Below are 23,862 nucleotides of genomic sequence, written 5' to 3' on the forward strand. Positions count from 1 at the left end.
GAGCGTCGTTGTCTTCGGTGTAGTACGGGTGCAAGCGGGACCGATGAATGCAGAGCCGACCGCATCCGTACTTCGGGGGGACCGGAAACCAGCCGCCGTTTCCAGGCGCGCAAGGGTGCGCCTGCCCGAGGAGTAGTCGTTCGATGAGCGAGCACCGTCGCAAACCGCCGCAGCCGCAGGGAGGCGGACGTGCCGCGGCCCGACGCGGCCAGTCCGGCTCGTCCTCCGGCCGCCGCGCGGCACCGCGAGGCGCCACCGGGTCTCCCTCCGACTCGTATGGGTCGGACTCCTACGGCTCGGGGGGTGAGGAGCGTCCGTACGGCGGCCGTGCCGAAGCCCGGCGTGCGGCGCAGAGAAGCACGGGCGGCCGCCGCAGAGCGGCCGAACCGAGCCGTGGCGGCCGGCGCGCCGCTCCCGGCGGGGCCAGAGGAGGTGCCGCGGCCTTCCCCGCTGAGAAGCGGTTGATCGACTACCCGCGCGCCGGCAAGTACGGCTGGCAGCGCTGGCTGCCGTCCTGGAAGCTCGTCTCCGGTCTGTGTATCGGCTTCTTCGGCAGCCTGGTGGCCGTGGCGGGCATCGGCTACGCCATGGTGGGCGTCCCCACGGAGGAGAACGCCGCAGCGCTGTCGCAGAACAACGTCTACTACTGGGCCGACGGCACCCAGATGGTCGCGGCGGGCAGCGGCCAGAACCGGCAGAACGTCACTTTCGCGCGGATCCCCAAGGAGATGCGGGACGCGGTGATCTCGGCCGAGAACAAGACCTTCTACCAGGACTCCGGTGTCGACCCCATGGGTATCGCCCGGGCCCTGGCGAACATGGCCCGGGGCGGCGACACGCAGGGCGGTTCGACGATCACCCAGCAGTTCGTCAAGAACACCTACCTGAGCCAGGAACAGACGGTCAGCCGTAAGTTCAAAGAGATGTTCATCTCGATCAAGGTGGGCACGAAGCTCAGCAAGGACAAGATCCTCCAGGGGTACCTCAACACCTCGTACTACGGCCGCGGCGCCTACGGCATCCAGGCCGCCGCCCAGACCTACTTCGGCAAGGACGCTGAAAAGCTCAACGCGAGTGAGTGCGCGTTCCTCACCGCCCTGCTCAAGGGCCCGACGTACTACGACCCCGCAGGCAACGCGAGCCTTGACCCAGCGGCGAGCGCCAAGAAGAACCTCAAGCGTTCCAAGGAGCGCTGGGGCTGGATCCTCCAGCAGATGCACAACGACGACAAGCTCTCGGACGCCAAGTACCAGGAGGCGATCAGCAAGTACCCCATGCCTCAGGAGCGCAAGGCGAGCAAGGGCATGAGCGGTCAGATCGGCTACCTGGCGGACACGGCCAAGAAGTACGTCCTGAACAACTCCGACATCACGGAGAAGCAGTTCGACCAGGGCGGCTACCAGATCAGGACGACCTTCGAGAAGAGCAAGGTCGAGGCACTGACCAAGGCCGTCAAGAAGATCGAGGACGAGAAACTCGACCCGGAGAAGCGTGAGCTGGACAAGCACGTCCAGTTCGGCGCGGCGTCGGTGAAGCCCAAGGACGGCGCGATCGTCGCGCTCTACGGTGGCGCGGGGTACGAGAACGGCCACTTCAACAACAACGCGGACACCTCGGGTGTCCCCGTCGGTTCGACGTGGAAGCCGTTCGTGCTCGCGGCCGCCATGGAGCACGGCACCTACCGGAGTGACGGAGTCGGCGTCTCACCGCTGAGCAAGTACAACGGCAACGACGACCTGAAGGTGCGGAAGCCGGACGGCAGCTATTACCTGCGCAAGGACAACTCGATCTTCCGGCAGCAGAACGAGACCGACTACCCGTGGGGCTACATCAGCCTGCGCAAGGCGATGGAACAGTCGGTCAACACACCGTTCGTGCAGCTCGGCGTGGATGTGGGCATGGCACGGGTGCGGGAGGTCGCCAAGCGGTCCGGGATTCTGGACCAGAGCATGGTGCAGGAGCTCAACCCGTCGTTCGCGCTCGGTACGTCGACTCCCAGCGCGATCCGCATGGCGGACGCCTACGCGACGTTCGCCGCCTCCGGCAAGCAGGCCGCGCCGTACTCGGTGACCAGCGTCAAGTTCAACGGGCAGGAGGTCCAGGGCTTCGAGAAGCCGAGGATCACGCAGGCCATGCCCGAGAACGTGGCCAACAACGTCACCAACGTTCTCGAGAACGTCATCCAGAACGGTACGGGTAAGAACGCCCTGTCCCTGGGCCGTACGGCGGCCGGCAAGACCGGTACGACCGACGAGAACAAGTCCGCATGGTTCGTCGGCTACACCAAGCAGCTGTCGACCTCGGTCGCGATGTTCCGTGAGGACCCCAAGAGCGCCAAGCTGCTCTCCATGAACGGCACCGCGGGTGAGGAGTCCATCCACGGTGGTGACGTCCCGACGCTGGTCTGGACCGAGTACATGAAGGCCGCGCTCAAGGGCAAGCCGGACCTCGGCTTCCCGGAAGCAGAGAAGATCGGGGTGATCCAGAACGCGGTGGGTGCTCCGTCACCGACCCCGACGCCGAGCCCCACGCCCAGCGAGACCGTGACCGAGTCGCCGAGCCCCACGCCGAGCGAGAGCTCGAGTCCGTCGCCCTCGCCGAGCGACACCTGTGGGTTCTTCGGCTGCGAGGACGACGGTGGCACCGACAACGGTGGTACCGACAACGGTGGCACGGACGGAGGGGTATCCACCCCGCCCACGCCGACCGAAACGAATGTGGACGGCGGCAACAGCAGAGGCAATGGCAATGGGGGCCTCTTCGGAGGCCCCGAGGGATAGCCGACCGTTCGCCCGGCTTGGGTGTTTCACGTGAAACGCCAGGCTGTTTCACGTGAAACATGGGCCGCCGCACCTGCCGGGTGTGGCGGCCCTCGGCGTATGGACAGACTCGTACGGCAGGATGTGCGGCATGGCCAGTGCAGAATCGACGCGAGCGAGCGTCCACGAGCCGGACCCGGTGCGGCCGACCCATGAGGACGGCGTCGCCGCGGCCGGCAGCGAGCTGATCGGTGGCCCGCTCGGGCGGCGTGCCCTGCTCGGGGTGTCCTGGTGGACTCCCGTGCGGGTGATCGCGCTGGTGGCGATCGGTATGTTCGCCCTCGGCCTGGTCCAGAAGGCGCCCTGCTACAACGGCGCCTGGTTCTTCGGCGCCAGCTCCCAGTACACGCACGCGTGCTACTCGGACATTCCGCACCTCTACCAGGGGCGGGGTTTCGCCGACGGGCTCGTGCCGTACTTCGACAAGCTCCCGGGCGACATGCAGTACCTGGAGTACCCGGTGCTCACCGGTGTCTTCATGGAGGTCGCGTCCTGGCTCACGCCCGGCAGTGGCACCATCCAGGACCAGGAGCAGTTCTACTGGATGGTCAACGCCGGGATGCTCATGGTGTGCGCGTCCGTCATCGCCGTGTGCGTGACCCGGACCCATGCCCGGCGCCCCTGGGACGGTCTGCTGGTAGCCCTGGCGCCGGCCTTCGCGCTGACGGCGACCATCAACTGGGACCTGCTGGCGGTCGCTCTGACGGCCGCGGCGATGCTGATGTGGTCGCGCGGCCGCTCCCTCGCCTTCGGTGTCCTGCTGGGCCTCGCCACGGCCGCCAAGCTCTATCCGTTCCTGATCCTCGGTCCGCTGCTCGTCCTGTGCTGGCGGGCGGGCAGGTGGCGTGAGTTCGGGACGGCTCTGGGCGGCGCGATCGTCGCCTGGGTCGTGGTGAACGGGCCCGTGATGCTCTTCGCGTTCGAGGGGTGGTCGAAGTTCTACACGTTCAGCCAGGAGCGGGGTGTGGACTTCGGCTCCTTCTGGCTGATCATGGCGCAGAACTCGGACGACCCGCTCAGCACCGACACCGTCAACACGCTCGCCACCGTGCTGATGCTGGTGTGCTGCGCGGGTGTCGCGGTGCTCGCGCTGACCGCTCCGCGCCGCCCACGGTTCGCCCAGCTCGCCTTCCTGATCGTCGCGGCGTTCATCCTCACCAACAAGGTCTACTCACCGCAGTACGTCCTGTGGCTGGTTCCCCTGGCCGCCCTCGCCCGGCCGAAGTGGCGGGACTTCCTCATCTGGCAGACCTGTGAGGTGGCGTACTTCCTGGGGATCTGGTTGTACCTCGCCTACACGACCAGCGGAGACGCCCACAAGGGTCTGCCCGCCGACGGCTACCACTGGGCCATCGGCCTCCACCTGCTGGGCACGCTGTACCTGTGCGTCATGGTCGTGCGGGACATCCTCATGCCGGAGCGCGACCCGGTACGCAGGTCAGGGGACGACGATCCCTCGGGCGGCGTGCTCGACGGGGCCGACGACGTCTTCGTCCTCGGTCCCGCGGCTCGTCCCCGGCGGCGGCACGCGGCCGCACAGTCCGAGGGGCCCCCGGTCGAGTGGGGCAAGCAGGGCGCGACGGGCGATTCGCTCTGAGCGAACGACGTCGGGAAGCCGTCCACGGGACGCGAAAGGCCGTACACGGAGAACCGTGTACGGCCTTCTCGCTGTGTCCTTGCCGCGCGGCTCCGGTCAGCGGTCCACGATGCGGTCGAACTGCGTCGTGGTGTGCCGCAGATGAGCCACCAGCTCGTCGCCGACCTTCGGCTCCGGCGCGTCCGCCGGCACGAACAGGATCGACACCTGCATGTGCGGCGGCTCGGCGAACCAGCGCTGCTTGCCGCCCCAGACGAACGGAGACAGGTTCCGGTTGACCGTCGCCAGGCCGGCCCGGGCGACGCCCTTCGCGCGCGGCATGACACCGTGCAGTGCCTTGGGGGCCTCCAGGCCCACCCCGTGCGACGTACCGCCCGCCACGACCACCAGGAAGCCGTCGGAGGCCGCCTTCTGCTGCCGGTAGCCGAAGCGCTCGCCCTTGGCGACGCGCGTGACGTCCAGCACCGCGCCGCGGTACTCGGTGGCCTCGTGGTCCCCCAGCCACAGCCGGGTGCCGATGCGGGCGCGGAAGCGGGTCTGCGGGAACTGCTGCTGGAGCCGGACCAGTTCCTCGGCCTTCAGGTGGCTGACGAACATGGTGTGCAGGGGCAGCCGGGCCGCACGCAGCCGGTCCATCCAGCCGATGACCTCCTCGACCGCGTCCGAGCCGTCGGCGCGGTCCAGCGGCAGGTGGATGGCGAAGCCCTCCAGGCGGACGTTCTCGATGGCGGCGTGCAACTGAGGCAGGTCCTGCTCGCTGATGCCGTGCCGCTTCATCGAGGACATCACCTCGATCACCACACGGGCACCGACCAGGCCGTAGACACCGTCTATCGACGAGACCGAGCGGATGACCCGGTCCGGCAGCGGCACCGGCTCCTCGCCGCGCCGGTACGGCGTCAGCACCAACAGGTCACCACTGAACCAGTCCTTGATCCGGGCGGCCTCGTACGTCGTGCCGACGGCGAGGACGTCCGAGCCCAGCCGCGTGGCCTCCTCCGCCAGCCGCTCGTGACCGAAGCCGTAGCCGTTGCCCTTGCAGACCGGCACGAGACCGGGGAACTGCTCCTGCACGTGCTTGTGGTGCGCCCGCCAGCGCGCGGTGTCGACGTAGAGCGTGAGCGCCATGGCCGGACCTGGAACCCTTCTGCCGTGTATCAGCGGTTGCCGTGTGTCGGGGGATGCGGTGTATCAGAGGTATAGAAGCACTGAACCTGACGTCAGCGGCGCGACATGTAGATGTCGAGCGCCTTGTGCAGCAGCTTGTTCAGTGGGAAGTCCCACTCGCCGAGGTACTCGGCGGCCTGGCCGCCCGTACCCACCTTGAACTGGATCAGGCCGAAGAGGTGGTCGGTCTCGTCCAGCGAGTCGGAGATGCCGCGCAGGTCGTAGACGGTGGCGCCGAGCGCGTAGGCGTCGCGCAGCATCCGCCACTGCATCGCGTTCGAGGGCCGCACCTCACGGCCGATGTTGTCGGAGGCGCCGTAGGAGTACCAGACGTGCCCACCGACGATCAGCATCGTCGCCGCCGACAGGTTCACGCCGTTGTGCCGGGCGAAGTACAGCCGCATGCGGTTGGGGTCCTCGGTGTTGAGGGCCGTCCACATGCGCTGGAAGTACGACAGCGGACGCGGCCGGAAGTGGTCGCGCACGGCCGTGATCTCGTACAGCCGCTGCCATTCCTCGAGGTCCTGGTAGCCGCCCTGGACGACCTCGACGCCGGCCTTCTCGGCCTTCTTGATGTTGCGGCGCCACAGCTGGTTGAAGTTCTTGTGGACCTCTTCCAGGGAGCGGTTGGCCAGCGGCACCTGGAAGACGTAGCGGGGCTGGACGTCACCGAAGCCGGCCCCGCCGTCCTCGCCCTGCTGCCACCCCATGCGGCGCAGCTTGTCGGCGACCTCGAAGGCACGCGGCTCGATGTGGTCGGCCTCGATGTCCCGCAGGCGCTTCACGTCCGGATTCTGGATGCCCTGCTTGATGGAGGCGGCCTCCCAGCGCCGGATGATCACCGGGGGGCCCATCTTCACGGAGAAGGCGCCCTGCTGCTTCAGGTGCGCGAGCATCGGCTCGATCCAGTCCTGCAGATTCGGCGCGAACCAGTTGATGACCGGGCCCTCGGGCAGGTAGGCCAGGTAGCGCTTGATCTTGGGCAGCTGCCGGTAGAGGACCAGACCGGCGCCGACCATCTCGCCGGTCCTCTCGTCGAACCAGCCGAGGTTCTCGGAGCGCCACTCCGCCTTGACGTCAGCCCAGGCCGGGACCTGCATGTGACTCGCCGACGGCAGGCTCTGGATGTATGCCAGATGCTGCTCTCGACTGATGGTCCTCAGGGTCAGGCTCATTCGGGGCGCTCCTCGGGCTGGTGTGTCCCCATGGGGTCAGGGGCTCCGGCTCTCGCGCGAAGCCTACTGCGCCTTGGGAGCGCGCCGGTTGGGCGTACGGACCTTCGCCCCGGCCCGTGGGCGGTCGGGGCGTCACGCGGTGTTCAGAAGGAGGTGTCCCTGGCGTCAGTCGATGAGACCGCCGAAGAGGCCGCCGTGCGCCATGCCCAGGAAGAACCCGACACCGGACGCGCCGAGGCCGAGGATCAGGCCGAAGCGCTCACGGGTCGTCTCCGAGATCCACTGGCCGTACGCACCGGTGAGAATGCCCACCAGGCCGGTCCAGGAGCTGAGCAGGTGCAGGTCGTCGTCGACGAGTGCCGACACGAACGACGTGATGCCCAGCACCAGTGTCACGGCGAGCAGGGTGTCCTGGAGGGGGTGGGGCTTTCCGTCCGTGGCGAAGAGGCCGCCGGCGCTGTTGGGTCGCAATGCCTGTGCCATAGGGCACCTCCTGCGAAGTCGGCGCATCGTAGCGCCATACACACCCGATGTGTACAGATTGGCTGCCCCCGCGGCCGGATTTCAACCGCAAGCCGCTGTGCGGGTACTCTGTACCGTCCGCACCGGTGTCTGCCCATGTCACGACAGGGACTTCTCCACGGAACCCCGATTGTCAGTGGTGGCCGATACCGTTGCCTACGCATCACAACCCTCCTGCCACGGAACGACCGTGGCCGCTGAGTCCAAAGGAGGTGGGTTCCACATGCGTCACTACGAGGTGATGGTCATCCTCGACCCCGACGTCGAGGAGCGCGCTGTCTCCCCGCTGATCGAGAACTTCCTCTCTGTCGTCCGTGACGGCGGCGGAAAGGTCGAGAAGGTCGACACCTGGGGCCGTCGTCGTCTCGCGTACGAGATCAAGAAGAAGCCCGAGGGTATCTACTCGGTCATCGACCTGCAGGCCGAGCCTGCGGTCGTCAAGGAGCTCGACCGCCAGATGAACCTGAACGAGTCGGTCCTCCGGACCAAGGTCCTCCGTCCCGAGATGCACTGAGCTTCCACGCTCAGCTGATCCCGGGATTCGAGTAGCAAGCAGCCAGAGCAAACCCGCCGAGAGGTTCCCCCATGGCAGGCGAGACCGTCATCACGGTCGTCGGCAATCTTGTCGACGACCCCGAGCTGCGCTTCACCCCCTCCGGTGCGGCGGTCGCGAAGTTCCGTGTCGCGTCCACTCCCCGCACCTTCGACCGCCAGACGAACGAGTGGAAGGACGGCGAGAGCCTGTTCCTGACCTGCTCGGTCTGGCGTCAGGCGGCGGAGAACGTCGCGGAGTCGCTCCAGCGAGGCATGCGCGTCATCGTGCAGGGCCGGCTGAAGCAGCGGTCCTACGAGGACCGTGAGGGCGTCAAGCGCACGGTCTACGAGCTGGACGTCGAGGAAGTCGGCGCCAGCCTGCGCAACGCCACGGCCAAGGTCACCAAGACCAGCGGCCGCGGTGGCCAGGGCGGTTACGGCGGCGGTGGCGGTGGCGGCCAGGGTGGCGGCGGCTGGGGCGGCGGCCCCGGTGGCGGCCAGCAGGGCGGCGGCGCCCCCGCCGACGACCCGTGGGCGACCGGCGCTCCCGCCGGTGGCAACCAGGGCGGTGGCGGCGGCTGGGGTGGAAACTCCGGCGGCGGCAGTGGCGGCGGCTACTCGGACGAGCCCCCCTTCTAAGGGCGGGTTCGCACCCACACTTCTTGATCACACAGGAGAAACCCCATGGCGAAGCCGCCTGTGCGCAAGCCGAAGAAGAAGGTCTGCGCTTTCTGCAAGGACAAGGTCACGTACGTGGACTACAAGGACACGAACATGCTGCGGAAGTTCATTTCCGACCGCGGCAAGATCCGTGCCCGCCGCGTGACCGGCAACTGCACGCAGCACCAGCGTGACGTCGCCACGGCCGTGAAGAACAGCCGTGAGATGGCGCTGCTGCCCTACACGTCCACCGCGCGATAAGGGAAGGGTGACCGACTCATGAAGATCATCCTCACCCACGAGGTCTCCGGCCTCGGTGCCGCGGGCGACGTCGTCGACGTCAAGGACGGTTACGCTCGCAACTACCTGATCCCGCGGAAGTTCGCTATCCGCTGGACCAAGGGTGGCGAGAAGGACGTCGAGCAGATCCGTCGTGCTCGCAAGATCCACGAGATCCAGACCATCGAGCAGGCCAACGCTGTGAAGGCCCAGCTCGAGGGCGTCAAGGTCCGTCTGGCCGTTCGCTCCGGCGACGCCGGTCGTCTCTTCGGTTCCGTCACCCCGGCCGACATCGCTTCCGCGATCAAGGCCTCCGGTGGTCCCGAGGTCGACAAGCGTCGCATCGAGCTCGGCTCGCCGATCAAGACGCTGGGCGCTCACGAGACGTCCGTGCGTCTGCACCCCGAGGTTGACGCCAAGGTCAGCATCGAGGTTGTCGCGGCCTGAGTGCCGCACTCGCTCAAGCAGTGAGCGATGGGGGCCGCATCCTTCGGGATGCGGCCCCCATCTTCCGTTTCACGTGAAACAGGGACCTCCACTGAAACCCGCCGTTTCACGTGAAACGGTCGGGCGGGCTGAGTCCGCCGGTCATCGGACGGGCCGAGCCCGGCGGTCAGCGGCTCGCCCCCGTCACGATCCAGCGGCCCGAGCGGGTCCGGACCCACAAGGTCAGCATCCGCACGGTCATCATCAGCGTCATGGTGGCCCAGAGGGCGGTGAGCCCACCGCCCAGTACGGGAACCAGCAGAGCGACCGGGGTGAAAACGGCCAGGGTGAGCAGCATCGCCCAGGCCAGATAGGGGCCGTCACCGGCACCCATCAGAACACCGTCCAGGACGAAGACGATGCCGGAGATCGGCTGCGAGAGGGCGACGATCAGGAGAGCCGGCAGCGCCGCGTCCTTGACCGCGGAGTCGCTGGTGAAGAGCGGCAGGAAAGCCGGCCGAGTGAGGGCCACCAGGATGCCGAGGACGACGCCGACGGCGATACCCCACTCCACCATGCGGCGACAGGCATCACGAGCGCCCTGGGTGTCACCGGCTCCGAGGTAGCGGCCGATGATGGCTTGTCCCGCAATGGCGATGGCGTCGAGTGCGAAGGCGAGCAGGCTCCACAAGGACAGGATGATCTGGTGGGCGGCGATGTCGGCGTCCCCGAGGCGGGCGGCCACAGCTGTGGCGATCAGCAGGACCGCTCGCAAGGAAAGGGTGCGCACCAGCAGAGGAACACCGGCCTGGGCCGAGGCCCTGATCCCGGCGACATCCGGGCGCAGCGAGGCGCCGTGCTTCCGGGCGCCGCGCAGAACCACCACGAGATAGACCGCGGCCATGCCGCACTGGGCGATGACGGTGCCCCAGGCCGAACCGGCGACGCCCAGGTCGGCACCGTAGACAAGCCCTGCGTTGAGCGCACCGTTGGCGACGAAACCGGCGACGGCGACATAGAGCGGCGTCCTTGTGTCCTGCAGGCCGCGCAGGAGACCGGTCGCGGCGAGGACGACCAGCATGGCTGGTATGCCGAGTGTCGAGATGCGCAGATAGGTGGTCGCGTAGGGGGCCGCCGCGTCCGAGGCGCCGAACAACTCAACGAGGGCGGGCGCCGTCGGCAAGGCGACGGCTATGACGGCAGCGCCGAGGAGCAGTGCCAGCCAGATGCCGTCCATGCCCTGGCGGATGGCGGCCTGGAGGTCGCCGGCGCCGACACGACGCGCGACCGCCGCCGTCGTGGCGTAGGCCAGGAAGACGAAGACGCTGACGCCGGTCATCAGCAGGGCCGAGGCGACGCCGAGACCGGCGAGCTGGGCCGTGCCCAGGTGACCGACGATGGCGGTGTCGGCCATGAGGAAAAGGGGCTCGGCGACGAGAGCGCCGAAGGCCGGAATCGCCAGCGAGACGATCTCTCGGTCGTGCTGTCTCCGGTCGGCTCGGCGGCGCGCGGGGGCCTGTGTCATGTGCACCAATCTAATCGTCCACAGGTAAGAGATGCAAAGCCTTTGCAGCCCTTACTTAGCGTCCTGGGGGGCGCACTGCTGTGCACCGTTCGACGCGATCTTGGTCCGGGTGGGGAAGTTTTTCTTCTGCACAGCCGGTGGACGATAAAACTGCAGCTCAGGAGAGTTTCCTTCGGGTGACTCGATGCTTGTTCACAGGGCTGTCCACCGAGTCGTGCACAGGTTTCGGGGAGTTCTCCACAGCATTGGGGCCGTCGTCCACATGGCCTGTGGATAACCAGATTGGCTGACGGTGCAGACAGGCCTAACGTGGTCCGGCGCCCGCTCCGTCCGCCGGTTTCCAAAGCATCGCAAAACCGGCACCGACCAACCGGAGTTGGGCCTCTCATTTGTCAGTGCCGTGCCGTAGAAAAGATGGGGCACGGCGAGGTCTGCTGCGGCGGACGGGAGGAGGTGGCTCGGTGAGCATTTCCGAGCCCTTGGACGACCCGTGGGCCGACAGCGGACCCAGTGATCGTCTGCCCTCCTCCCGCCGACGTGGCGACGGAGCCCGGGGCCGCGACGAGCAGCACGAGCGCGGCAGGGACAACGGTGCGTGGGACGGCGGCGGGGGCCCGGCGTTCGAGCGGGTGCCGCCGCAGGACATCGATGCCGAGCAGTCGGTCCTCGGCGGCATGCTCCTGTCCAAGGACGCGATCGCCGACGTTGTCGAGATCCTCAAGGGTCACGACTTCTACAAGCCCGCCCACGAGACGATCTACCAGGCCGTCCTCGACGTCTATGCCAAGGGCGAGCCGGCCGACCCCATCACCATCGCCGCCGAACTCACCAAGCGCGGCGAGATCAACAAGGTCGGCGGTGCCTCGTATCTGCACACCCTCGTCCAGACCGTTCCCACGGCCGCCAATGCCGCCTACTACGCGGAGATCGTCCACGAGCGCGCCGTCCTGCGCCGCCTGGTCGAGGCCGGTACGCGCATCACACAGATGGGATACGCGGCCGACGACGACGTCGACGAGATCGTCAACCGCGCCCAGGCCGAGGTCTACGCGGTCACCGAGCAGCGGACCAGCGAGGACTACCTGCCGCTCGGCGACATCATGGAGGGCGCGCTCGACGAGATCGAGGCGATCGGCTCGCGCAGCGGCGAGATGACCGGAGTACCCACGGGGTTCACGGACTTCGACTCGCTCACCAACGGCCTGCACCCGGGCCAGATGATCGTCATCGCCGCGCGTCCGGCCATGGGTAAGTCCACGCTCGCGCTGGACTTCGCGCGGGCCTGCTCGATCAAGAACAACCTGCCGAGCGTGATCTTCTCGCTCGAGATGGGACGCAACGAGATCGCGATGCGTCTGCTGTCCGCCGAGGCCCGCGTCGCCCTGCATCACATGCGGTCCGGCACGATGACGGACGAGGACTGGACGCGTTTGGCCCGGCGGATGCCGGACGTCTCGGCGGCACCGCTCTACATCGACGACTCGCCGAACCTGTCGATGATGGAGATCCGTGCCAAGTGCCGCCGCCTCAAGCAGCGCAATGACCTCAGGCTGGTGGTCATCGACTACCTCCAGCTGATGCAGTCCGGTGGGTCCAAGCGGGCCGAGAGCCGTCAGCAGGAGGTCTCGGACATGTCCCGGAACCTCAAGCTGCTGGCCAAGGAACTGGAGATCCCGGTCATCGCGCTCTCCCAGCTGAACCGTGGTCCCGAGCAGCGCACCGACAAGAAGCCGATGGTCTCCGACCTGCGTGAGTCCGGTTCCATCGAGCAGGACGCGGACATGGTCATCCTGCTGCACCGCGAGGACGCCTACGAGAAGGAGTCCCCGCGCGCGGGCGAGGCCGACCTGATCGTGGCCAAGCACCGAAACGGCCCGACGGCGACGATCACGGTCGCCTTCCAGGGCCACTACTCACGCTTCGTGGACATGGCACAGACCTGATCCGGTCCGGCAGGCTGGCTGTAGGGTCCCAGGTCTCGGTCGTCGCGGTGATCATCCGCGGGCGCTCAGCGCCTCGTCTCGTACCTGGTCAGGATCACGCCGCAGGGAAACGTCCGGGTCTCCACCAGGTTCAGGTTCACCCAGCTGTCCAGCGCGGTGAAGAACGGCGTGCCGCCGCCCACCAGGACCGGCGCGGTGGCCAGCACATACTCGTCGATCAGCCCGGCCCGCATGGCGGCCCCGGCGAGCGTCGCGCCGCCGATGTCCATCGGGCCGCCGTCCTCGGCCTTGAGCCGGGTGATCTCGGCGATCGCGTCGCCGGTGACCAGGCGGGTGTTCCAGTCGACCTTGTCGATCGTCGAGGAGAACACCACCTTCGACATGTCCCGCCAGCGGCGCGCGAACTCGATCTCCGCCGGGGTGGCGTTGGGCTGCTGGTCGCCGGTCGGCCAGTAGGAGCTCATCGTCTGCCACAGCTTGTGTCCGTACAGCGACAGGTCGGTCGCCTGCAGCTGGTCGGACCAAAACTGGAACAGCTCGTCGCTCGGCACGCTCCAGCCGATGTCGTCGCCGGGCGCGGCGATGTAGCCGTCCAGGGTCAGGTTCATGCCGTAGATCAGTTTCCGCATGGCGCCGGCCTTCCGTGAGTCGGTCTCACGTGTAACAGACCGGCGCGGCGCGGGAAACTCATCGTTCCGCCGAGGAAATGGCACGGTGCCTGCTCCGAATGTGCTCGACGGAGAGGTGCCGGGCCGGGTGGACTGGGGTCCATGACGACATCTCAGGAAGAGTTGCTCCCCGGCACGCGTCGGGCGTTGCTGCACCGGATCTCCGTCGCGCAGGCCGAAGGGCGGGCTCCCTCGCTCGTCGCGGCTGTCGTGCGGGACGGAAAGCCGGTGTGGACGGGCACGCGGAGCTCCGTGGAAGGGCATGCGCCGGACGAGAACGTGCAGTACCGGATCGGTTCGATCACCAAGACCTTCACGGCGGTTCTGATCCTGCGGCTGCGCGACGAGGGGGTACTGGATCTCGGCGATCCCCTGGAAAAGCATCTGCCGGGTACCGGCGTGGGGGAGGCGACGGTGGCCGAGCTGCTCGCGCACACCGGCGGGCTGGCGGCCGAGACTCCAGGGCCGTGGTGGGAGCGGACGCCCGGGTCTCTGCGGCCAGAACTCGGCGACGTTCTGGGCGAGCGGCCCTTGCTTTCCCCGCCCGGCCGACGGTTCCACTATTCGAATCCGGGCTACACCCTGCTGGGCGCACTCATCGAGAAGCTGCGTGACGCCCCCTGGGAGGAGGTTCTTCGGCGGGAAGTGCTCGAACCCCTGGGGTTGTTTCGCACGAGCGTGCTGCCGCAGGCGCCGCATGCGGGTGGCTGGGCAGTGCATCCATGGGCTGACGTCATGCTCCCGGAGCCCACCGAGGACCTGGGGCGTATGGCCCCGGCCGGTCAACTGTGGTCAACCACTGATGACTTGGCGAGGTTCGCGGTATTCCTGGTCAACGGTGATGAGCGGGTACTGAGCGCTGATTCGCTGCGGGAGATGAGGACCCCGGCGGCCCCTCACGACGCAGCCGACGTGGCGAGCGGCTACGCCTACTGCCTGGGCCTGGAAATCCGGCAACAGGACGGGCGGGCCCTCGTCGGCCACACCGGTTCGTTGCCCGGCTTCCTGGCGTGTCTCATGATCAGTGTCGAGGACGATGTGGCCTCGGTCGTCCTCGCCAACTGCAGCTCCGGGCCGCTGCTGTCCGCTGTCGCAGCCGACCTCGTTCGCATCGTCGCAGAGGCGGAACCGCGTATCCCGGCACCATGGAAACCATTGCGCGATGCCGATCCGGCGACGCTGGAGCTGACGGGCCAGTGGTACTGGGGGACGCATGCGTTCGCCCTGCGGATGACGGCCGACGGGTTCGTCTCGCTGGGCCCCTTGTCCGGCAGCGGTCGGCGCTCGCGGTTCCGCCCGAACGGCGACGGCACATGGACAGGCCTGGAGGGCTACTACGCCGGTGAGCTCCTGAAGGCCGTACGGCGGCCGGACGGATCCCTGAGTCACCTTGACCTCGGGTCGTTCATCTTCACGCGCCAGCCGTATGACGAGGGGGCTCCGGTGCCAGGTGGGGTCGACCCGGAGGGATGGCGCGGGATCGGTTAGGCGGGGGCCTCCGGCACACCGGGCGGAGCCTGCGGGGGCGCCCTGTTTCACGTGAAACAGGGCGCTTGCGGGTCACAGCGAAAGCTTGAAACCGGTGTGGGAGGGTGTGAAGCCGAGCCGTTCGTAGAAGCGGTGGGCATCGGTGCGTGTGTTGTCCGAGGTCAGCTGGACCAACCGGCAGCCCTGCCGACGGGATTCGTTGATGGCCCACTCGATGAGCCGGGTTCCCAGACCGCTCCCGCGCTCATCGGCGTGGATACGAACGCCTTCGATGATCGACCTGGTCGCACCGCGTCGCGACAGCCCGGGCACGATCGTGAGCTGGAGCGTGCCGACGGCTCGGCCTTCCCGAACCGCCACCACCAGGCGCTGGTTCGGATCGGCGCTGATCCGCTCCAGCGCGGTCAGGTAGGGGGTCAGGTCGTCCGGTGACTCGCGCTCTGCGCCCAGGGGGTCGTCCGCGAGCATGCCGACGATCGCAGGAACGTCGTCGACGGCTACAGGACGTATGTCGAAATCTCCCATGAGGCGCACCCTACGCAGGATCAGCCGGTGCGAGTGGTGACTACGCAGGCACCGGAGCCTTCAGCGTCTCCACGACCCGGACCAGCTGGGCCAGCTCCGGATTCTTCGCCGCCTCGTCGAGCGCCTCGCGCAGGGCGGCGTCGTTGGTCGGCCGCGCCTCTTCCAGCAGCTTGAGTCCCGCTTCGGTGACGTTCGTGTAGATGCCCCGGCGGTCGGTGGGGCACAGGTAGCGCTCCAGGAGCCCGCGGTCCTCGAGCCGGGTGACCAGACGTGTGGTGGCGCTCTGGCTGAGAACGACCGCGTCGGCGACCTGCTTCATCTGCAGATGGCCTCCGTCCCCGTCGTGCTGCCGGCTGAGCACGTCCAGCAGGGAGTACTCGCGCGCGCTCAGGTCGTGCCCTGCCTGCAGGGCGCGCTCGATGTGGGCCTCGATCTTTCCGTGCAGCAGGGAGAGCGCGCACCAGCCCTGGGCGAGAGCGGTGAGTGCGGGGTCCGTCGCTGTCATTGGCGTTTCCTCCGTCCCGGAGCGGCTGACACCAAGGATAGGGCAGAGTCGCAATTGACGGCGGTTGCATATAGCCCGCGTATGCAACTATTGTGTTCGCACGTAAAGCGCTCATGCAATCGTTTGGAAGGTGTATCTCCTCCATGCCTCTCGCGCTTCTGGCCCTCGCGATCGGGGCCTTCGGAATCGGCACGACCGAGTTCGTGATCATGGGGCTGTTGCCCGAGGTCGCGGGCGACTACGGCGTCTCCATCCCCACCGCCGGATACCTGGTGACCGGCTACGCGCTCGGTGTCATGTTCGGCGCCCCGCTGATGACCGTGATCGGCACCAAGGTCTCCCGCAAGCGGATGCTGATGCTGCTGATGGGCCTGTTCATTGCCGGCAACCTGCTCTCGGCGCTCGCCCCCGCCTTCGCCGTGATGCTGATCGGCCGGGTCATCGCCTCGCTGGCCCACGGCGCCTTCTTCGGTATCGGCTCAGTCGTCGCGGCCGACCTCGTCGCCCCGGACAAGAAGGCCGGTGCCATCGCGATGATGTTCACCGGTCTGACCGTCGCCAATGTCGTCGGTGTCCCGCTGGGCACGCTCGTGGGGCAGTCCGCCGGCTGGCGCGTGACCTTCGTGATCGTCGCCGCCCTCGGTGTCGTCGGCCTGGCCGGCATCGCCCGGCTCGTCCCCGACATGCCCAAGCCGGAGGGGGTGCGCCTGCGGCACGAGCTGGCCGCCTTCAAGAACGTGCAGGTGCTCCTCGCGATGGCGATGACCGTTCTCGGCTTCGGTGGTGTCTTCGCGGCCATCACCTACATCGCGCCGATGATGACCCACATCGCCGGCTTCGCCGACGGCTCCGTCACCTGGCTGCTGGTCCTGTTCGGCCTCGGCATGGTCGGCGGCAACCTCGTCGGCGGCAAGTTCGCCGACCGCGCCCTGATGCCCATGCTGTACGTCTCACTGGGCGCTCTGGCCGTCGTCCTGGCGCTGTTCACCCTCACCGCGCACAACAAGCTGCTGTCGGCCCTCACGATCGCGCTGATCGGTGCCCTGGGCTTCGCCACGGTACCGCCGCTGCAGAAGCGGGTCCTCGACCAGGCGCACGGTGCCCCGACGCTGGCCTCCGCCGTGAACATCGGCGCCTTCAACCTCGGCAACGCACTGTCCGCATGGCTCGGCGGTCTCGTGATCTCGGCGGGCTTCGGCTACACCGCTCCCAACTGGGTCGGTGCCGTGCTCGCCGGGGGAGCCCTGGTCCTGGCCTTCATCTCGGCCGGCCTGGAGCGCCGCGCCGATGCCACCAGCACCGTCGTCACCCGATCCGCGCCGGCCGATCAGCGGACCACGGTCCACCACTGATCGCCGACGGTGTACCGGTACACCACGACGGCTTTCTGATCGGCTCGATCGGTGTGGGAGACGGTCCGCAGGAGCAGGACCACGCCTTCGCCCCGGCCGGCATCGGGGGCGCTTCAGCCCGCGGCGACTGTGACCGGGGCGAACCGGCGGCTCCAGTCCCCGGGCAGCTCGTTGATCCCGTAGGACATCACCGCATTGAAACCGACGGACGCCAGGCCGCGCTCCTTCACCCACGTGAGCAGCTCGGAGTGCCGCACGTCGATGTCGGTGCGCAGGGGGCGGTCGGTGTGGGCGGCGAGCGAGGCGATGAGCGCCTGTGCCACCCGCGTGTCACGCGCGATGAGCGGGCCGACGACATGCGTGTCCATGTTCGGCCAAGCGGCGGCGTACCCGATGATCTTCCCGCCCTCCTCGGCCACGCGCAGCTGGTCGGCGAAGGCGGGCAGCCGGGTGACGATGTGTGTACGGTCGGCGCCGAACACCTCCTCGTCGAGACGGAGGATCGCGGTGAGGTCCTCGGCGGTCGCGGCGCGGGTGACCACCGTCGGCTGCGGTACATCAGCGGTGAAGTGCCCCCTCACCATCTCCGCCCCTCCGGTGACCTTGAACCCGAGCTCCTCGTAGAGGGGGCGGCCGTACGGCGTCGCGTGCAGGGTGAGGGGTGTGGTGCCCATCGCCGAGATGACATGGCGCATGAGCCGGCGCCCCACGCCCTGGCGGGCATGCCGTTCGGCGACCAGGACCATGCCGATCGCCGCGAGGCCGGGGTGCTCCTGGGGCCCGTACTCGGTGACGACGCAGGCGCTCACGAGGCCGCCGTCGGGGGCGTCGACGCCGTAGCCCTTGCCGGCCGTGAGGAGGAAGCTCCACTTGTGCTCCTCCCGTGGCCACCCCCGGTCCTCGGACAAGTCGGCGCAGGCGGCGAGATCGCGGAGCGTCAGACGGCGGATGGGCAGAGAGGCAAGGGAAGGAGTCGGCACGCAGGTCAGGCTGTCCGACGAGGACCTCTGACGTCCACCTCTTTCCCGGGACGCATACGAGCTTTTGGCCAGTTGTAGCCGACTGCACAGAGGGCCGACATGCGCCGGTCGTTTCACGTGAAACACGGGAGCCACTCAGTACGTGACGGCGCTGATGGTTCGCGCCGCGCCCTCATTCGTGAGGAGGGAAGGGGGGACTTGTGTGCACAGCGGTGGCCGGTATGGTCGACTCCGGTTCGTGTCCGGGGCGGGGTGGCCCGTCCGGCATCGGCCCCGTGCTGCGGCCAATGTCACACTCTCGCCTTACTTGTCCGTACAGAGCTGGGACACGTGTTGAATATGGCCGCATTGGCCACGACACGGATGGGAACGCAGTCCGTCCACGGGGGACAGCAGGCACCTTCCGACCGGAAGTGCGCAGACCGACCGAGAGATGCTCGAGGCGAGGCACACCATGGACGCTCCGACCACCACGTCGGCCGACAACGGCACTTCTGGCGGCGGAGGCGGCTGGTTCACGCCCCGCACCAGGCCGATAAAGGACCCCGACGGTGAGCCCGGCACGGAGGAAGGGCGTCGACCGGCCGCTGACTCGACGACCGGCAGTACGGACACCGACGTGGTCCAAGAACCCGGCCCCGAGGTCTCAAGACCCGCCGAGGCGTCGCCTTCGGAGCCGGCCGCCTCCGCCACGCCCGGGGAAGCGTCCCCGGACGCCATCCTGATCCGCCGTGCGATGGCCGAGGTCACCCCCGTGGCCGACAAGGTCACGTCGTACTTCTACGCACTGCTCTTCGTCCGCTACCCGGACCTGCGGTCGTTGTTCCCGGCCGCGATGGACACCCAGCGGGACCGGCTGCTCAGGGCGTTGCTCACAGCGGCCGAACACATCGACAACACCGATGTCCTCGTCGACTACCTGCAGAACCTCGGCCGGGGCCACCGGAAGTACGGAACGCGGCCCGAGCACTACCCGGCCGTCGGCGAATGCCTCATCGGCGCGCTGAGCAAGTACGCCACCGGCGTCTGGAACGAGGAGATGGAGGCGGCCTGGATCCGGACGTACACCACGATCTCCCAGATCATGATCGACGCGGCGGCCGCGGACGAGCTGCGAGCTCCGGCCTGGTGGTACGCGGAGGTCGTCACACACGACCTGAGAACCCCGGACGTCGCCGTCATCACCGTCCGCCCCGACCAGCCGTACCCCTTCCTCGCCGGGCAGTACACGAGCGTGGAGACTCCTTGGTGGCCGAGGATCTGGCGGCACTACTCCTTCGCTTCGGCGCCCCGCTCCGACGGCCTGCTGACGTTCCACGTGAAGGCCGTCCCCGCGGGCTGGGTCTCCAACGCCCTGGTGCACCGCGCCCGCCCCGGTGACATCATCCGGCTCGGCCCGCCCGCCGGTTCGATGACCGTGGACCACACCACCGACAGCGGTCTGCTGTGCGTGGGCGGCGGCACGGGCATCGCACCGATCAAGGCGATGGTCGAGGACGTCGCCGAGCACGGGGAGCGCCGGTCGGTCGAGGTCTTCTACGGTGCCCGCACCGACCACGACCTGTATGACATCGACACCATGCTCCGTCTCCAGCAGGCCCACCCGTGGCTCTCGGTGCGGGCCATCATCGACCAGCAGGCGCACCAGCAGCTCCCGGACGCCGTACGCGCCTTCGGCCCGTGGAGCGAATACGACGCCTACCTATCGGGCCCGCCAGGGATGATCCGCAGCGGGGTGGACGCGCTGCGGAGCGTCGGCATCCCGTCCGAGCGGATACGGCACGACTCGGTGGATGAACTGGTCGCGGCCTGGTCCTGATCCGTCGCCGGTGTCAACCCAGGTCCGGGGCGTGCATGGCGCGTACGCCCTCGATGTTGCCGTCCAGATAGTGCCGCAGTGACAGCGGAACGAGATGGACCGAGGCGATGCCCACCCGGGTGAAGGGTACGCGCACGATCTCGTACTCGCCGACGGGCTCGTCCACCTCGGGGCCATGGCGCAGAGAGGGGTCCATGGACTCCAGGCGGCAGACGAAGAAGTGCTGCACCTTCACACCGGTCGCGCCGCCGTCCTCGCCGATGTGCTCCATGGTGTCCACGAAGCAGGGCACCACATCGGTGATCTTCGCGCCGAGTTCCTCGTACACCTCCCGGTGCAGGGCGTCGACGACGGTCGAGTCGGTGGGCTCGACCCCACCGCCGGGGGTGAGCCAGTAGGGGTCGACGCCGGGCTTGGTGCGCTTGATCAGGATCAGGTCGTCACCGTCCAGCAGAACGGCGCGGGCGGTGCGCTTGACCACGGGTCGGACGGTCATGAGTGAAATGTGGCCCGGCTGGTTCCACGTGAAACATCGCGAAATGTCACCGGAGGAGCTCTCAGAGTGAGGTGCTGTCCTGCGGTGCAACCGGTACGGTCCGGCACCCGTGCCCGGGTACCTCAGCACCAGTCGGCCGATGCGAGCTGCAGCCACTCGTGAGCCCGTGCGATGTGAGGCATCGCGAGGGTCCCGGTCCGGACCACCAGGAAGTACGTCCGCAGCGGAGGCACCGCCGGATCGTGCAGGGCGACGACCTCTCCCCGCTCCAGAGCGGCAGCACACAGATAGCGCGGCAGCACCGCCATACCCGCACCCGCGACCGTACACGCAAGCACCGCGCGCAGGTCGGGGACGATGACCGTGCCCGGGGCGGCCGGACGCGAGTCGAAGACGGACGCCCAGTAGCGGGAGACGAAGGGCAGCGACTCGTGCACCTCCACCACGGGTACCTGCTCCAGGGCCGGCTCCGGCTTGAGGTCCGGCTGTCCGGCGTCGATCTGCTCGGCCCATCGAGGGGCGGCGACCAGGACGTGCTCCTCGTCGCAGAGCGCAGTCGCTGTGAGCAGCGGGCCACGCGGCCGGGCCGTGCAAATGGCCAGATCGTGATGCCCGGCGGAAAGCCCTTCCAGCGTTTCCTCGGCGGTGCCGAAAGAGGCGCGGAGGGCGAACCCCTGGCCGTCCTCACCGATCAGCTCGGTGAGCGCGGGCAGGGCCCGTTCAGCGGTGAACTCCGGAGGGCCGGCGAGGTGCAGCGTCCGTAAGGAGGAGTCGTCGTCGAGACCGGTCTCGGTGATCTCCACCAGGGCATCGAGATGTGGTGCGGCCTTGTGGGCGAGCTCGTCGCCGATGCTCGTCGGGGTCACGCCGCGGGCCTGCCGAAGGAACAGAGGGCGGCCCAGTTGCCGTTCCAGCGTCCTGATCTGCGAGGTGACGGCCGGCTGCGAGAGACCCAGCAGGGCGGCGGCACGCGTGAAGGAACCGGCCCGGTGCACGGTCACAAAGGTCCGTAGCAAGGCCAGATCCACCGCAGCACTCTCCCCTCTCAGCCCCGCTCCCCACCCCCCGACCGCGCCAACTATAAATAAGTCGATAGGTCTCTGTCGCTACTGTGATTGGACACTGACAGAGAGTCAACTAGCCTTGGTCGCGCGGTTCTTGCGCGCGGAACCGGAGGACGGTCCGAGCCACGAGGGGGGAGGCTCGGACCGTCCGGCAGGGGAACGGTCAAGCCGCCGACGTGTCCAGCGCACACAGCACGTCCGCCACCAGGTCCTCCGGGTCCTCGGCGCCGACCGACAGGCGGATGAAACCCTCCGGCACCGCGTCTCCACCCCAGCGCCCGCGCCGTTCTGCCGTGGACCGCACTCCGCCGAAGCTCGTCGCGTCGTCCACGATCCGCAGCGCGTCGAGGAATCGGTCGGCACGCGCACGCGTGGGCAGCGTGAACGACACCACGCACCCGAAGCGCCGCATCTGCTGCGAGGCGATCTTGTGGGAGGGGTCGTCGGGGAGTCCCGGATAGCGCAGCCCGGTCACCTCGGGCCGCTCGCGCAGCGCCTCGGCGACCGTCAGGGCGGTCGCGCACTGCCGGTCGACCCGCATCTGGAGCGTCGCGATCGAGCGGTGGGCGAGCCAGGCCTCCATGGGCCCGGGAATCGCACCGACGATCTTGCGCCAGCGGTGCACGGCGGCCATGGCCTCGGCGTCCCGTCCGACGACGTAGCCCAGCAGGATGTCGCCGTGACCGGTGAGCTGCTTGGTTCCACTGGCCACCGCGAAGTCGGCCCCGAGTTCCAGGGGACGCTGGCCGAGCGGTGTCGCGAGGGTGTTGTCGACGGCCACCAGGGCACCACGCGCGTGCGCCGCCTCGGCGAGCCGCCTGATGTCGCACACGTCGAGCCCCGGGTTCGACGGGGTCTCGAGCCACAGCAGCTTCGCGCCGTCGAGGACGTCGAGCTGGGCATCGCCGCCGGTCGGCGCGGTACGCACCTCGATGCCGTACGCCTCCAGCTGGGCGCGGACCAGAGGCAGTGCCTGGTACCCGTCGTCGGGCAGGACGCACACGTCCCCGGTGCGCAGCCGGGAGAAGAGCACGGCAGAGATCGCGGCCATGCCCGAGGCGAACACGAGCGTCTCGGCGGTGTCCTGGCCGGGTGCCTCCAGCTCCCCGACGGCGCGCTCCAGGAGCGTCCAGGTCGGGTTCTCGTCACGGCCGTAGGTGTAGGGGCCGGTGGGGTCTCCGGGCAGGTGGTAGTGGGCGGCGAACACGGGCCCGGGCAGGATGGGCTCGTGCCTGACCGGCTCGGGCAGCCCGGCCCGCACCGCGCGCGTGCCGTCACCGCCACCGACGCCGGAACCCGAGACCATCCCGTCCGCGACACGTGCCATCCGGCCCGTGTCGCTCGTCGCCGGGGCGGCACCGCCCGTCACCTGAGGCCCGTCGCCCGTCGCGGATCCGCTCATACCACGTTTCCCTCCACGTCCTCACGCACAGCGGCGAGCAGACCGCTGCTCGCCGCCTCCACCATCTCAAGACACTCCTCGAAGCCGTCCACATCCCCGTAGTAGGGGTCCGGTACGTCGAGGTCGTCGTCGGCAGAGGGGTCGTACGAACGAAGAAGCCGCACCTTCCGCGCGTCCTGTTCCGTGGGCGCGAGGCGGCGCAGCGCCCCGAGGTGACCGGCGTCGAGGGCCACGACCAGGTCCAGGCGGGAGAACCACGACGGCTGGAACTGCCGGGCCGTGTGGCTGACGGCGTAGCCGTTCTCCTCCAGGACGGCGACCGTGCGCGGGTCGGCGCCGTCGCCTTCGTGCCAGCCGCCCGTGCCGGCGCTGTCGACCTCGACCAGGCCCTCGAGTCCGGCCTCCGCCACCCGCGCGCGGAAGACGACCTCGGCCATCGGGGAGCGGCAGATGTTGCCCGTGCAGACGAAGCAGACGCGGTACGTCACGACCGGTCAGTCCCCGTCGGGCAGAACGACGTGCAGCGCCCAGGAGACGACCGAGATGATCAAGCCGCCCAGGACGGCCGTCCAGAAGCCGTCCACGTGGAAGCTCAGGTCGATCTGGTCGGCCAGCCACGAGGTGAGCAGCAGCATCAGCGCGTTGACGACCAGAGTGAACAGGCCGAGCGTCACTATCAGCAGCGGCAGGCTGAACAGCTTGACGACCGGCTTGACCAGGAAATTCACCAGACCGAAGATCAGCGCGACGACGACCAGGGTGCCGATCTTCTTGCCCGTGCTGTCACCGGTCAGGGTGATCTTGTCGAGCAGCCAAACGGCGACCGCCAGGGCACCCGCGTTGGCGATCGTCTTGACTACGAAATTCATCATGTGTCTGATCGTGGCAGACCTGATCGGGCACGGGCACAAGAGGC

At 68.3% G+C, this 23,862-nt stretch carries 23 protein-coding genes; 10 read left to right on the plus strand and 13 right to left on the minus strand.

Annotated elements, in window-relative coordinates; genetic code table 11:
* Window positions 1–143 precede the first annotated feature (143 nt).
* The gene (locus tag IE97_RS0113280) at window positions 144–2,780 is read left to right on the plus strand and encodes a transglycosylase domain-containing protein (protein ID WP_234331809.1); all 2,637 of its coding nucleotides are present in this window, start codon (window positions 144–146) and stop codon (window positions 2,778–2,780) included.
* 121 nt (window positions 2,781–2,901) lie between these two features.
* The gene (locus IE97_RS0113285) at window positions 2,902–4,416 is read left to right on the plus strand and encodes a glycosyltransferase family 87 protein (RefSeq protein ID WP_030237433.1); all 1,515 of its coding nucleotides are present in this window, start codon (window positions 2,902–2,904) and stop codon (window positions 4,414–4,416) included.
* A gap of 96 nt (window positions 4,417–4,512) precedes the next feature.
* On the opposite strand, the gene IE97_RS0113290 is transcribed toward IE97_RS0113285, so the two are convergent.
* The 3 genes from IE97_RS0113290 to IE97_RS0113300 all read right to left on the minus strand — a co-directional run bounded on the left by IE97_RS0113290 (window position 4,513) and on the right by IE97_RS0113300 (window position 7,241).
* On the minus strand, window positions 4,513–5,544 hold the full coding sequence (locus tag IE97_RS0113290; RefSeq protein ID WP_030237437.1) for an alanine racemase: 1,032 nt from the start codon (window positions 5,542–5,544) through the stop codon (window positions 4,513–4,515).
* A 92-nt stretch (window positions 5,545–5,636) separates the two neighbouring features.
* Window positions 5,637–6,758, minus strand: coding sequence for a peptidoglycan bridge formation glycyltransferase FemX (gene femX / locus IE97_RS0113295; RefSeq protein WP_030237440.1), 1,122 nt, complete (start codon window positions 6,756–6,758; stop codon window positions 5,637–5,639).
* Between the two features lie 165 nt (window positions 6,759–6,923).
* Complete coding sequence (locus IE97_RS0113300; RefSeq protein WP_030237445.1) at window positions 6,924–7,241, minus strand: hypothetical protein; 318 nt, start codon at window positions 7,239–7,241, stop codon at window positions 6,924–6,926.
* Between the two features lie 262 nt (window positions 7,242–7,503).
* Here IE97_RS0113300 and rpsF point away from each other — a divergent pair, with 262 nt between their 5' ends.
* From rpsF to rplI, 4 genes are all read left to right on the plus strand, one after another.
* Complete coding sequence (gene rpsF / locus IE97_RS0113305; protein WP_030237450.1) at window positions 7,504–7,794, plus strand: 30S ribosomal protein S6; 291 nt, start codon at window positions 7,504–7,506, stop codon at window positions 7,792–7,794.
* A 71-nt stretch (window positions 7,795–7,865) separates the two neighbouring features.
* Window positions 7,866–8,453 carry a single-stranded DNA-binding protein gene (locus tag IE97_RS0113310; protein ID WP_030237454.1) on the plus strand — a complete coding sequence of 196 codons (588 nt, stop codon included), beginning with the start codon at window positions 7,866–7,868 and terminating at the stop codon, window positions 8,451–8,453.
* Window positions 8,454–8,498: 45 nt separating this feature from the next.
* Entirely contained in the window at window positions 8,499–8,735 is a 237-nt protein-coding gene (gene rpsR / locus IE97_RS0113315) for a 30S ribosomal protein S18 (protein ID WP_003949403.1), read from the plus strand.
* Window positions 8,736–8,753: 18 nt separating this feature from the next.
* Window positions 8,754–9,200, plus strand: coding sequence for a 50S ribosomal protein L9 (gene rplI / locus IE97_RS0113320; protein ID WP_030237457.1), 447 nt, complete (start codon window positions 8,754–8,756; stop codon window positions 9,198–9,200).
* Window positions 9,201–9,366: 166 nt separating this feature from the next.
* Here the strand turns inward: rplI and IE97_RS0113325 are convergent, their stop codons facing one another.
* Window positions 9,367–10,704 (minus strand): MATE family efflux transporter, encoded by a 1,338-nt coding sequence (locus IE97_RS0113325; RefSeq protein WP_030237460.1) that lies wholly within the window; start codon window positions 10,702–10,704, stop codon window positions 9,367–9,369.
* 461 nt (window positions 10,705–11,165) lie between these two features.
* Here IE97_RS0113325 and dnaB point away from each other — a divergent pair, with 461 nt between their 5' ends.
* Window positions 11,166–12,647: a replicative DNA helicase gene (dnaB, locus tag IE97_RS0113330; RefSeq protein ID WP_030237465.1), complete on the plus strand. Its 1,482-nt coding sequence runs from the start codon at window positions 11,166–11,168 to the stop codon at window positions 12,645–12,647.
* A gap of 65 nt (window positions 12,648–12,712) precedes the next feature.
* Here dnaB and IE97_RS0113335 read toward each other — a convergent pair whose 3' ends face one another.
* A complete protein-coding gene (locus IE97_RS0113335; RefSeq protein ID WP_030237469.1) occupies window positions 12,713–13,276 on the minus strand; it encodes a dihydrofolate reductase family protein in 564 nt (187 codons plus the stop codon).
* Between the two features lie 141 nt (window positions 13,277–13,417).
* Here IE97_RS0113335 and IE97_RS0113340 point away from each other — a divergent pair, with 141 nt between their 5' ends.
* The gene (locus tag IE97_RS0113340; RefSeq protein ID WP_030237473.1) at window positions 13,418–14,803 is read left to right on the plus strand and encodes a serine hydrolase domain-containing protein; all 1,386 of its coding nucleotides are present in this window, start codon (window positions 13,418–13,420) and stop codon (window positions 14,801–14,803) included.
* 72 nt (window positions 14,804–14,875) lie between these two features.
* Here the strand turns inward: IE97_RS0113340 and IE97_RS0113345 are convergent, their stop codons facing one another.
* Together IE97_RS0113345 and IE97_RS0113350 are read right to left on the minus strand one after the other, a co-directional pair.
* Window positions 14,876–15,328 (minus strand): GNAT family N-acetyltransferase, encoded by a 453-nt coding sequence (locus IE97_RS0113345; protein ID WP_030237477.1) that lies wholly within the window; start codon window positions 15,326–15,328, stop codon window positions 14,876–14,878.
* A 40-nt stretch (window positions 15,329–15,368) separates the two neighbouring features.
* Entirely contained in the window at window positions 15,369–15,833 is a 465-nt protein-coding gene (locus IE97_RS0113350) for a MarR family winged helix-turn-helix transcriptional regulator (RefSeq protein WP_030237480.1), read from the minus strand.
* A 143-nt stretch (window positions 15,834–15,976) separates the two neighbouring features.
* On the opposite strand from IE97_RS0113350, the gene IE97_RS0113355 reads away from it, so the two are divergent.
* The gene (locus IE97_RS0113355; protein WP_030237485.1) at window positions 15,977–17,185 is read left to right on the plus strand and encodes an MFS transporter; all 1,209 of its coding nucleotides are present in this window, start codon (window positions 15,977–15,979) and stop codon (window positions 17,183–17,185) included.
* Window positions 17,186–17,298: 113 nt separating this feature from the next.
* Here IE97_RS0113355 and IE97_RS0113365 read toward each other — a convergent pair whose 3' ends face one another.
* Complete coding sequence (locus IE97_RS0113365) at window positions 17,299–18,165, minus strand: GNAT family N-acetyltransferase (protein ID WP_030237490.1); 867 nt, start codon at window positions 18,163–18,165, stop codon at window positions 17,299–17,301.
* A gap of 454 nt (window positions 18,166–18,619) precedes the next feature.
* Between IE97_RS0113365 and IE97_RS0113370 the strand changes: the two genes are divergently transcribed.
* Window positions 18,620–19,984 (plus strand): globin domain-containing protein, encoded by a 1,365-nt coding sequence (locus tag IE97_RS0113370; protein WP_234331810.1) that lies wholly within the window; start codon window positions 18,620–18,622, stop codon window positions 19,982–19,984.
* Window positions 19,985–19,997: 13 nt separating this feature from the next.
* On the opposite strand, the gene IE97_RS0113375 is transcribed toward IE97_RS0113370, so the two are convergent.
* The 5 genes from IE97_RS0113375 to IE97_RS0113395 all read right to left on the minus strand — a co-directional run bounded on the left by IE97_RS0113375 (window position 19,998) and on the right by IE97_RS0113395 (window position 23,818).
* Window positions 19,998–20,480: an NUDIX domain-containing protein gene (locus IE97_RS0113375; protein WP_030237498.1), complete on the minus strand. Its 483-nt coding sequence runs from the start codon at window positions 20,478–20,480 to the stop codon at window positions 19,998–20,000.
* 122 nt (window positions 20,481–20,602) lie between these two features.
* Window positions 20,603–21,508, minus strand: a complete 906-nt coding sequence (locus IE97_RS0113380) for a LysR family transcriptional regulator (protein WP_030237500.1) — start codon at window positions 21,506–21,508, stop codon at window positions 20,603–20,605.
* 199 nt (window positions 21,509–21,707) lie between these two features.
* The gene (locus tag IE97_RS0113385) at window positions 21,708–22,946 is read right to left on the minus strand and encodes a cystathionine gamma-lyase (RefSeq protein WP_030237504.1); all 1,239 of its coding nucleotides are present in this window, start codon (window positions 22,944–22,946) and stop codon (window positions 21,708–21,710) included.
* Complete coding sequence (locus IE97_RS0113390; RefSeq protein ID WP_030237507.1) at window positions 22,943–23,434, minus strand: low molecular weight protein-tyrosine-phosphatase; 492 nt, start codon at window positions 23,432–23,434, stop codon at window positions 22,943–22,945. Before IE97_RS0113390 ends, IE97_RS0113385 begins: the two co-directional genes overlap by 4 nt.
* Window positions 23,435–23,440: 6 nt before the next feature.
* Window positions 23,441–23,818 carry a phage holin family protein gene (locus IE97_RS0113395; RefSeq protein WP_030237510.1) on the minus strand — a complete coding sequence of 126 codons (378 nt, stop codon included), beginning with the start codon at window positions 23,816–23,818 and terminating at the stop codon, window positions 23,441–23,443.
* Window positions 23,819–23,862 lie beyond the last annotated feature (44 nt).

This window comes from Streptomyces sp. NRRL S-455, assembly GCF_000717875.1.
In the GTDB taxonomy this organism is placed as follows: Bacteria; Actinomycetota; Actinomycetes; order Streptomycetales; family Streptomycetaceae; genus Streptomyces.

What these genes read in the sequence shown, in the direction of transcription:
- IE97_RS0113280 (WP_234331809.1), top strand. Translation starts at nt 144, where the DNA reads ATGAGCGAGCACCGTCGCAAACCGCCGCAGCCGCAGGGAGGCGGACGT.
- IE97_RS0113285 (WP_030237433.1), top strand. Translation starts at nt 2,902, where the DNA reads ATGTGCGGCATGGCCAGTGCAGAATCGACGCGAGCGAGCGTCCACGAG.
- IE97_RS0113290 (WP_030237437.1), bottom strand. Translation starts at nt 5,544, where the DNA reads ATGGCGCTCACGCTCTACGTCGACACCGCGCGCTGGCGGGCGCACCAC.
- femX (WP_030237440.1), bottom strand. Translation starts at nt 6,758, where the DNA reads ATGAGCCTGACCCTGAGGACCATCAGTCGAGAGCAGCATCTGGCATAC.
- IE97_RS0113300 (WP_030237445.1), bottom strand. Translation starts at nt 7,241, where the DNA reads ATGGCACAGGCATTGCGACCCAACAGCGCCGGCGGCCTCTTCGCCACG.
- rpsF (WP_030237450.1), top strand. Translation starts at nt 7,504, where the DNA reads ATGCGTCACTACGAGGTGATGGTCATCCTCGACCCCGACGTCGAGGAG.
- IE97_RS0113310 (WP_030237454.1), top strand. Translation starts at nt 7,866, where the DNA reads ATGGCAGGCGAGACCGTCATCACGGTCGTCGGCAATCTTGTCGACGAC.
- rpsR (WP_003949403.1), top strand. Translation starts at nt 8,499, where the DNA reads ATGGCGAAGCCGCCTGTGCGCAAGCCGAAGAAGAAGGTCTGCGCTTTC.
- rplI (WP_030237457.1), top strand. Translation starts at nt 8,754, where the DNA reads ATGAAGATCATCCTCACCCACGAGGTCTCCGGCCTCGGTGCCGCGGGC.
- IE97_RS0113325 (WP_030237460.1), bottom strand. Translation starts at nt 10,704, where the DNA reads ATGACACAGGCCCCCGCGCGCCGCCGAGCCGACCGGAGACAGCACGAC.
- IE97_RS0113335 (WP_030237469.1), bottom strand. Translation starts at nt 13,276, where the DNA reads ATGCGGAAACTGATCTACGGCATGAACCTGACCCTGGACGGCTACATC.
- IE97_RS0113340 (WP_030237473.1), top strand. Translation starts at nt 13,418, where the DNA reads ATGACGACATCTCAGGAAGAGTTGCTCCCCGGCACGCGTCGGGCGTTG.
- IE97_RS0113345 (WP_030237477.1), bottom strand. Translation starts at nt 15,328, where the DNA reads ATGGGAGATTTCGACATACGTCCTGTAGCCGTCGACGACGTTCCTGCG.
- IE97_RS0113350 (WP_030237480.1), bottom strand. Translation starts at nt 15,833, where the DNA reads ATGACAGCGACGGACCCCGCACTCACCGCTCTCGCCCAGGGCTGGTGC.
- IE97_RS0113355 (WP_030237485.1), top strand. Translation starts at nt 15,977, where the DNA reads ATGCCTCTCGCGCTTCTGGCCCTCGCGATCGGGGCCTTCGGAATCGGC.
- IE97_RS0113370 (WP_234331810.1), top strand. Translation starts at nt 18,620, where the DNA reads ATGGACGCTCCGACCACCACGTCGGCCGACAACGGCACTTCTGGCGGC.
- IE97_RS0113375 (WP_030237498.1), bottom strand. Translation starts at nt 20,480, where the DNA reads ATGACCGTCCGACCCGTGGTCAAGCGCACCGCCCGCGCCGTTCTGCTG.
- IE97_RS0113385 (WP_030237504.1), bottom strand. Translation starts at nt 22,946, where the DNA reads ATGAGCGGATCCGCGACGGGCGACGGGCCTCAGGTGACGGGCGGTGCC.
- IE97_RS0113395 (WP_030237510.1), bottom strand. Translation starts at nt 23,818, where the DNA reads ATGATGAATTTCGTAGTCAAGACGATCGCCAACGCGGGTGCCCTGGCG.